At 69.3% G+C, this 8086-nt stretch carries 9 protein-coding genes and 1 pseudogene; 4 read left to right on the top strand and 6 right to left on the bottom strand.

Annotation, left to right across the window (positions count from 1 at the left end; all coding sequences use genetic code 11):
* A partial coding sequence (locus JWP28_RS05435; protein WP_299540856.1) for a helix-turn-helix domain-containing protein occupies positions 1-259 on the bottom strand: 259 nt, incomplete at its 3' end.
* 237 nt (positions 260-496) lie between these two features.
* Positions 497-1546 carry a glycosyltransferase gene (locus JWP28_RS05430; protein WP_299540854.1) on the bottom strand — a complete coding sequence of 350 codons (1050 nt, stop codon included), beginning with the start codon at positions 1544-1546 and terminating at the stop codon, positions 497-499.
* Positions 1547-1693: 147 nt separating this feature from the next.
* Here JWP28_RS05430 and rpmB point away from each other — a divergent pair, with 147 nt between their 5' ends.
* Entirely contained in the window at positions 1694-1990 is a 297-nt protein-coding gene (rpmB, locus tag JWP28_RS05425; RefSeq protein WP_299540852.1) for a 50S ribosomal protein L28, read from the top strand.
* A 57-nt stretch (positions 1991-2047) separates the two neighbouring features.
* Positions 2048-2185 (top strand): annotated as a pseudogene (locus tag JWP28_RS05420) (hypothetical protein); the annotation flags it as partial.
* Positions 2186-2214: 29 nt separating this feature from the next.
* Here JWP28_RS05420 and JWP28_RS05415 read toward each other — a convergent pair.
* The 3 genes from JWP28_RS05415 to cobT are packed head-to-tail and all read right to left on the bottom strand — an operon-like array spanning position 2215 to position 5880.
* The gene (locus JWP28_RS05415; protein ID WP_299540850.1) at positions 2215-2958 is read right to left on the bottom strand and encodes a dienelactone hydrolase family protein; all 744 of its coding nucleotides are present in this window, start codon (positions 2956-2958) and stop codon (positions 2215-2217) included.
* Between the two features lie 4 nt (positions 2959-2962).
* Positions 2963-3934 (bottom strand): esterase-like activity of phytase family protein, encoded by a 972-nt coding sequence (locus tag JWP28_RS05410; protein ID WP_299540848.1) that lies wholly within the window; start codon positions 3932-3934, stop codon positions 2963-2965.
* Entirely contained in the window at positions 3931-5880 is a 1950-nt protein-coding gene (cobT, locus tag JWP28_RS05405) for a cobaltochelatase subunit CobT (protein WP_299540846.1), read from the bottom strand. Before cobT ends, JWP28_RS05410 begins: the two co-directional genes overlap by 4 nt.
* Positions 5881-6131: 251 nt before the next feature.
* On the opposite strand from cobT, the gene JWP28_RS05400 reads away from it, so the two are divergent.
* Positions 6132-6311 carry a DUF1328 family protein gene (locus JWP28_RS05400; protein WP_299540844.1) on the top strand — a complete coding sequence of 60 codons (180 nt, stop codon included), beginning with the start codon at positions 6132-6134 and terminating at the stop codon, positions 6309-6311.
* 72 nt (positions 6312-6383) lie between these two features.
* Here JWP28_RS05400 and JWP28_RS05395 read toward each other — a convergent pair whose 3' ends face one another.
* Entirely contained in the window at positions 6384-7571 is a 1188-nt protein-coding gene (locus tag JWP28_RS05395; RefSeq protein ID WP_299540843.1) for a DUF3089 domain-containing protein, read from the bottom strand.
* Between the two features lie 177 nt (positions 7572-7748).
* Between JWP28_RS05395 and JWP28_RS05390 the strand changes: the two genes are divergently transcribed.
* Positions 7749-8086: AMP-binding protein (locus tag JWP28_RS05390; protein ID WP_299540842.1), on the top strand; the 338-nt coding region annotated here is incomplete at its 3' end.

The raw sequence follows: 8086 nt of genomic DNA, 5'->3' as shown, positions 1-8086 counted from the left end.
CCGGGTGCGCCGCGATGATGGCGCGGATCGCCTGCATGTTGGGCGCGATGGCCTGGGCGACCACGGCGCGGAAGATATCCTCCTTGGTCTCGAAGTAGAGGTAGAGCGCGCCCTTGGAGACGCCCGCCCGCCGCGCGATCTCGTCCAGTCTGGCCGCGGCGAACCCCCGCTCGGCGAAGACCGCCATCGCCGCATCGACGATCTCGCCCGGCCGATTGGCCTTGCGGCGGCGGAACTTCGGCTCGCCCGGGTCGAGCATGGCGGACCCTTCAAAACAACTGACCCAAAAGTCAGTAACTCTGATAACAACGCTCCGCAAGGCGCCTGGGTTGCAACGAGCAGGATGAGGGTGGGGCAGCGGCGCGAAGGCCGGCTGACGGCATGGCGGCAGCCGGAACACGGGCGCAACGAATCAGGACCGAATCAGCGACCTCGGCCGATTCGGGATTTGTTCACCGCAACATATTGTATCTCAACGGACTTGGACCACAAGCGGTCAGCCAAGCCTGGCGGCCAGCGCCTCGTACTCCGCGGCTTCGGCCGTCAGACCCAGCGTACCGTAGAAGACCGCCAGGTTGTGGGCTGCCAGATGGCTCCCCCGGCCGGCGATCGAGCCGTCGAGTTCCGGCCGCTCGCCGATCTCCAGGCATCGCTTCCAGGCCGACTCCGCGACCGGCAGGAAGTGGTCCATCGCCCGGTCGGGCTGCTGCGACGCCGCCTCCAGGGAAAGGTCGCCCACGACGAAGTAGAAGTCCGGGGAGTCCAGCCAATGGGCCACCTCGGCGTCGGCCAGGGCCAGCGCGTCGGCCAGCCGATGGTCCGCCTTCAGGGCGATCATCGCGCGCACCACCAGGGCGTGGCGGTATCGGACGTCGGCCGGCGCCAGTCGAAGGGCCTCGACGAAGCAGAGCGCCGCCTGGGGGCTGCGCCCACGCGCCTGGTGCTCCTTGGCGAGCTGGAACCAGAGGTAGGGATCCTCCGGCGCGCCCGCGAGCTCGCGCATCAGCAACGTCTCGTTGCGCGCGCCCTTCCGCGCTAGGTTCGCGGCCGTATAGCCGTCGTGGCCGATGACCAGCGGCAGGCGGACCGTCGGCAGGTCGCTGGCCGGCTGTTCGTGGATGCGGCCCACATAGCCGACGCCGGCGGGCAGCACGCGGGCGATCCAGGCTACGCCGCGGCCTTCGGCGCCGGCGCCGTCCAGGCGGCTGGCGATCTGCACCTCGCCGAGAAAGCCGCCGCCCTCGGCCGGCAGGGTGTCGGGCCCCAGCGCCTGGGCGCCGCCCTCGATCCATTCGTCGGCGTCGAGCACCAGGTTCCAGCGGGCGTCGGAATGCGCCAGCGCCGCGTTGCGGGCCGCGGCGAAGTCGTCGCACCAGGCGAACTCGTGCACCTGCGCCCCGCAGGCCTCCGCCACGGCGCGGGTGTCGTCGACCGAACCGGTGTCGAGCACGATCATGCAATCTACGTGCGGCCGCGCGCTCTCCAGGGCGCGCGCGATGGCGCCCGCCTCATCCCGCGCGATCATCACCAGCGCCAGCCGCGTCACCCGCCTGAAGCTCCCTTCTGGAACTGTCACCGAACCGGTGTATCTGAAGGACCTTGCCTTGACGTTGACGCGCACATTCCTCTATATCGCCCGCTCTCGCGCGGGCCCGGCCCGTGGCGTCCTGTTCTCGCGAAGGTTTCTGATCCCATGTCGCGTCGCTGCGAACTCACCGGTGTCGGCCCGATGGTCGGCCACAATGTGAGCCACTCGAACATCAAGACCAAGCGCCGCTTCCTGCCCGCGCTGTCGCCCGCCACGCTCCAGTCGAACGCGCTCGGCCAGTCCTACCGCCTGCGCATCACCAACGCGGCGCTGCGCACGCTCGATTTCCGCGGCGGCCTCGACGCCTTCCTGCTGAAGGCCAGCGACGAGGAACTGTCGCCCAAGGCCCAGAAGATCAAGCGCCAGCTGAAGGCCAAGCTCGCCGAGCAGCCCGCCGCCTAAGCGCGCCACAGAGTGTCGTTCGGAAAGAGGCCGCCTGCGAAGGGGGCCTTTTTCTTTATTCGCTCCTCCCCAGAAGGGAACACTTCGGGGGAGGGGGACCACGAAGTGGTGGAGGGGGCGCAAAGCCCTGGGCTCGGAGCTTGCTGCTTTACGCCCCCTCCGTCTCGCCGCTTCGCGCCGATCCACCTCCCCCGTCCTCTTCGGGACAGGGGGAGGAGCGAGTCTTACTTCAGCACCCCGTCGAACAGGGCCACCAACTCGCGCCAGTGCCGCTCGGCGGCTTCGGGACTGTGGACCGGCATGTCGGTAGGGACCCAGCCGTGCTTGGCGCCCTTCCAGATCGACACCTCGGCGTCGAGGCCGGCGGCCTTCAGGGCGGCGTCCAGGCGCTCGCACTGGGCCTCGTCGAAGCTGCGGTCCTCGTCTGCGCCGGCGACCAGGATCTTCGCCTGCATCCTGGGCGCCAGGAGATGCGGGCTGTCGGGCTCGTCGGTCGCCTGGTTGCCGCCGTGGAAGGAGGCCGCCACGGCGACCCGATCGGGGAAGGTCCCGGCGGCGCGAAGGGCGATGCCGCCGCCCATGCAATAACCGGTGACGCCCACCTTGCCCGGCTTCGCCTTGGGCTGCTTGGCCAGCCACTCCAGCCAGACGCCCGTGTCCTTCATCGAGCGCTCGGCGTCGGTCGACGCCCGCAGCTTGGCGAACAGGGCGCCCATCTCCGGGTCTCCAGCGCGGGCCTTGACGATGTCCAGCGGCGGATAGGGCCCGGCGCGCCAGAACATATCGGGCAAGAGCACATAGTAGCCGGCCTGGGCCAGGCGCTCGCCCATCTCGAACATCGCCGGCCGGATCGCGGGCGCATCCATGTAGAGGATCGCCGCCGGCCACGGCCCGTCGCCCGCATCAGGCGTGAAGACGAAGGCCCGCGCCTCGCCCTCCGGCATGGGGATGGAAACCTCGGTCTTCATCAAATCACCTCCCAGATGGCGGCTTCCAATCGAACGCCAGAAGCAGGGTCCGCTGCGAGCTCGAAAAATTGTCGTCGGAAATCAGGTAGAAGCGAATGCTCCCATCCTTGGCCGGCACGGCCGCCAGGCCCTCGAAATTGTCGACCGTCAGCGGGCCGCGCAGCTCCTGCTGGTCAACGATCCGCCCGGCCTGGTCGGTGATCCGAAGGTCGATGACGCTGCGGGTCACCGGATTGAAGGCGCGCAGCAGCCAGGCCGTGCGCCCCTCCGGCAACCGCCGCGCAGCGACCAAGCCGAAGCCCACGGCCAGGGGGACCGTGGGCCCTTCGGCGCAGGGGGTGGTCAGCGTGCAGGACCAGGTCCGGCCGGTGGTCTCGCCGCCGGCGAAATAGGCGTCCGGTCCCAGCAGCGGATCGGGAGCAAGGGCCTCCATCCCCTGGTTGTAGGGGAACTTCGCGTCGGGCGAGGGGACGGCGCGTGGCGGTCCGCCGGCCACTGGATAGAGCCAGATGCGGTCGCGCCGCTCGAAGCTGATCAGCAGGTCGCCGTTCGGCAGCAGCGCCAGGCCCTCGGAGTCGGCGTTGTCCTTGCCCTGTAGCGGCTTGCCGTCGAGGCCGGTAAGCGCGCTCAGCCGGGCGTCGGCCACGCCCGCCAGCCGGCCCTGCGCGTCCAGCACCACCCTGGCCCGCAGCAGGTCGCCCTCGTCGCCCACCGCGATCAGCGACCCGTCCGGCCGCACGTCGAGGTCGGAAAGGCCGTGCAGGCGCGAGGTCTGGTCGGAGGTGAGCTGGAGCCCGCCCGCATAGACGAGGTCGCCCACCCGGTCCTGCGTCGGATCGGCCGGGTTCAGCGGCACGGCCTCGGCCTTGATCGCGATCCCGGAGCCGGCCGGCACAGCCGCCTTGGGCAGCTCGGCGATGGGTCCGCCGCATGCGGCCAGGATCAGTCCGGCCAGCGCTGCGGCGAGTGGCCTCAAGCCACCGCCCTCCGCACTTCCTTGAAGGTCGAGCGGCGGGCCGGGCCTGAGGGTCCCTGGGTGTTGGGCGGCGGCTGCAGCAGGCCGGCGTTGCGCCGCGTCATCCGCTTGGGCTCTTCCTCGAAGAGCTCGGCCAGCTGGTCGGTGATGGCGCCGGCCAGTTGCTCCACGTCGACGATGGTCACGGCGCGGCGATAGTAGCGGGTGACGTCGTGGCCGATGCCGATGGCGATCAGCTGCACCGGGCTCTTGGTCTCGATCTCGCCGATCACCTCGCGCAGGTGGCGCTCCAGGTAGTGGCCGGAGTTCACGCTCAGCGTCGAGTCGTCCACCGGCGCGCCGTCGGAGATCACCATCAGGATGCGGCGCGCCTCCTGGCGGCCGATCAGCCGCTGGTGCGCCCACATCAGCGCCTCGCCGTCGATGTTCTCCTTCAAGAGCCCCTCGCGCATCATCAGGCCGAGGTTGCGCCGCGCGCGCCGCCAGGGGGCGTCGGCGGCCTTATAGATGATGTGGCGCAGGTCGTTGAGCCGGCCGGGCTGCGGCGGCTTGCCGGCCTTCAGCCAGTCCTCGCGTGAGGAGCCGCCCTTCCACGCCCGGGTGGTGAAGCCCAGGATCTCCGTCTTGACCCCGCAGCGTTCAAGCGTGCGCGCCAGGATGTCGGCGCAAACCGCAGCCACCATGATCGGGCGGCCGCGCATGGAGCCGGAGTTGTCGATCAGGATCGAGACCACCGTGTCGCGGAACTCGGTGTCCTGCTCTTCCTTGAAGGAGAGCGGCGAGGTCGGGTCGACGATCACCCGGGTGAGCCGCGCCACGTCGAGGATGCCTTCCTCCAGGTCGAAAGCCCAGGAGCGGTTCTGCTGGGCGAGCAGCTTGCGTTGCAGCCGGTTGGCGAGCCGGCTGACCACGTTCGACAGGCTCGCCAGCTGCTGGTCGAGGTAGGCCCGCAGCCGGGTCAGCTCCTCGGCGTCGCACAGCTCCTCGGCGGCCACGATCTCGTCGTGGGCGGTGGTGAAGACCTTGTAGGTGACGACCTTGCCTTCGCCCTTCAGGTCCGGGCGGGCCGGCTGCTCGCCCTCGCCCATCTCGGGGGGCTCGTCGGAATCCTGCGCGTCCGGATCGTCCTCGGCCTGCATCATCTGGCTGTCGGCGTCCTCGCTCTCGCGGTGGATCGCCTCGTTCTCGTCCATGGCGGCCTGCTGCGGGGACTTGCCCTCGCCGTCGCCCTCGTCGTTGTCGTCGCTGGCCTCGGGCTCACCGTCCTCGCCGGACTCCTCGTCCTGGTCCGCCGGGTCGGGGGCGTCGGAGAGGTCATCGCCCATCTTGAGGTCGCGGATGATGGCGCGCGCGATGCGGGCGAAGGTCTTCTGGTCCTGCACCGCCTCGGAAAGCCGGTCGAGGTCGGGCCCGGCCTTGGCCTCGATCTCGTCCCGGAACAGTTTAACCAATGGTTCCGCCATGGCCGGCGGCTTCTCGCCGGTCAGCCGCTCGCGGACGATCAGCGAGACCACATCGGCCAGCGGCGGATTGGCCAGGGCCTCGATCTGGTTGAACGCCCGCTTGGCCCAGGCCTGCTCGTGCACGGCCTTGAGGTTCTCGCGCACCCCGCCGAGCGCATTGGCGCCGATCGCCTCGAGCCTCGCCTGCTCGATGCCGTCATAGATCGGCTGGCCCTGCACGGACGCCGGCCGCGCCTTGGCGTGCGCCGCGGCGTCATGGTGGGCGATGCGTAGCGCCATCTGGTCGGCGAAGCCGCGGATGCGCGCGGCGTCGACCGAGGTCAGATCCCTCGGCGGATGCGGCAGCACCGCGCGGTTGCCGCTCAGCTGCGGCCCCTCGCCGGAATAGACGATCTCCAGGTCCGGCGACTCGGCAAGCGACCGCGTCGCGTTGACCAGCGCGCGCTTGAAGGGCTCCAGCGGACTTTCCGGGTTCTTCGCCATCGGCGTCCTCTTAGATCAGCGCGCCCTCAGCGCGAAACAAGGAATTGAACCACGGAAAACATGGAAGGCGCGAAGCGCGCCTCCTGCTTGGCGGTCCACTGGCCAATCCGGCTTTCCGTGTCTTCCGTGTCTTCCGTGTTTTCCGCGGTTTCCTTGCCGATGACGAACCGGTGATCTGCGGAACGCCACGGCCAAGGCTGCGTTTGCCATGCCAGGTCCGCAGGAGGCGGGCGCATCTAGGAGAAAGCGACATGCTCAAGTGGGCTTTGATCTTCGCGGTGGTCGCCCTGATCGCCGGCGGTCTTGGCTTCGGCGGCATCGCCGGCGCCGCGGCGGGCGTCGCCAAGATCCTGTTCTTCCTGTTCGTGGTCGGCTTCCTGGTCTTCCTGGTGCTGGGCCTGATGGCCGGGCGAAAGATCACCGGGAATTAGCCGGGTTCCGCAAGTTTCGAGAACCGTGAGGGCCGGGGCGCGATCCCCGGTCCTCGACGTTCGAGAGCGGCCCTACTTCTTCGCCAGCCAGGCCTTCGACTCCGCGCCGACCACGTCCACCAGGTTGCCCATCTCCAGTTGGGCGTCGATCAGGTGCAGCCCCCAGTCCTCGCTGATCTTGCCGTCAGCCCCGACCACGTCGCCCTCGATGGTGTCGGTGCGCGGGTCGGCGGGCGCGGCGTTCACGTGCACCTCCAGATAGGAAAAGCCGTTCTTGTCGACGCACCGGGCGCTGAGCAGGCCGGGGACGGAGATGAACGGGGTGGTCGGATTGGCCTTGCCCTTCACCCACACGGTCTTGGGCGCCGGCGCGCCCGAGATCGCCGGCCCGTTCGACAGGTAGGCGTGCAGGTCGCCCGACCCGCCGGCCAAGTTCGCCGCGTTGGCGCAGGCCGCCACCTGGTTGTCGCTGGGCGCCTTGCCGAACCGGCTGTCGGCCGGCGGCGGGATGGTGTCGCGGAAGCTCGCATAGGCGATCACGCAGCCGGTCTGGCCGGGGCTCTTGCACAGCGGGATGTGTTGGAAGAGGCCGGTGTCCTTGCCCTTGTCGAGCGGCAGGCGGGTGCCCATCAGCAGCGCCGAGACCAGCTTGGCCTGCACGGGCTTGCCGTCGATCTCGTTCTGGATCAGCCGGGTCAGCACGCCCGAGCCCTGGGAGTGGCCGATCAGCACCACGCCGCGGCCTTTGTTGGCGTTGGCCAGGTACCAGTTCCAGGCGTCGACCACGTCGTTGTAGCCCACCTGCCGCGCCGCTGGATCGGTCGAGCCCGGAACCGGCTTGCCGACGATCCCGGCCCTGAGCGCCGTGAGCGTGAACTGGCGGTAGAGCGGCGCATAGATCCGGCACTTCGCGCCGAACCGCGCGAGCTGCGCCGCGACCACGTTCAACTCCTCCGGCCCAGCGTTCATGTCGGAGACCGCGCCCGGATCGTTGGACACCGTCGGATAGACGTAGAAGCAGTCGACCGGCGCCTTCGGATCGGCCTTGAACGCCTCGACGCTCTCCGACCCGTCGGCCCTCACCACCGTCGTCGTCAGGTCGATGTTGCAGGCGTTGCCGGCGGTCTTGTCCGGCCGGCACAGCCAGGCGTCGGGCTTGGCGTAGTCGTTCTTCGGATAGGCGGTTTGGGCATGCGCGCCCGCGCCGGTCGTCGCTACGGCGGCGCTCAATGCGAGCGCGGCCAGCATGGTCCTGGACATGGATTCCCCCATCCTATTGTTGGTCAGCCTTGCCTAGAGGATCGCGCGCAGGCGCGGCGCGGTCCAGGCATTTCACCCGCGCAACAGCACGACTGGAGCGCGGAAAGAACAGCGTTCCTCAAGGCGCGGCCTCTCTGCTAGCTTCAGCGGAGGCAGAGGCGCCGCCGGGGGGGCAGCTTGTATTCGGTCAATCTCGAACAGTCGTATTTTCCGGCGCAGGCCGACGATCAGGTCCTCGACAGCACCGTGGGCGGCGTCCTGCGGGCTCAGGCCCAGGCCACGCCGGACGTGGAAGCGTTGGTCGAGGCGGACATAGCGGGTGAGTTGAGACGGCGCTGGACCTACGGCGAACTGCTGGCCGACGCCGAGCGCCTGGCTCGGGCGCTGCTGTCCCGATACCGGCCCGGCGAGCGGGTAGCTGTCTGGGCGCCAAACACGCCGGAATGGGTCATCCTGGAGTACGCGGCCGGCTTGGCCGGCCTGACACTGGTGACGGCCAATCCCGCCTATCGGCC

The sequence above is a fragment of the Phenylobacterium sp. genome (genome assembly GCF_028290885.1).
In the GTDB taxonomy this organism is placed as follows: Bacteria; Pseudomonadota; Alphaproteobacteria; order Caulobacterales; family Caulobacteraceae; genus Phenylobacterium.
Note: the sequence above shows the minus strand (reverse complement) of the source record. Positions and strands in the feature narration are given on the sequence as shown.

What these genes read in the sequence shown, in the direction of transcription:
- rpmB (WP_299540852.1), top strand. Translation starts at nt 1,694, where the DNA reads ATGTCGCGTCGCTGCGAACTCACCGGTGTCGGCCCGATGGTCGGCCAC.
- JWP28_RS05415 (WP_299540850.1), bottom strand. Translation starts at nt 2,958, where the DNA reads ATGAAGACCGAGGTTTCCATCCCCATGCCGGAGGGCGAGGCGCGGGCC.
- cobT (WP_299540846.1), bottom strand. Translation starts at nt 5,880, where the DNA reads ATGGCGAAGAACCCGGAAAGTCCGCTGGAGCCCTTCAAGCGCGCGCTG.
- JWP28_RS05400 (WP_299540844.1), top strand. Translation starts at nt 6,132, where the DNA reads ATGCTCAAGTGGGCTTTGATCTTCGCGGTGGTCGCCCTGATCGCCGGC.
- JWP28_RS05395 (WP_299540843.1), bottom strand. Translation starts at nt 7,571, where the DNA reads ATGTCCAGGACCATGCTGGCCGCGCTCGCATTGAGCGCCGCCGTAGCG.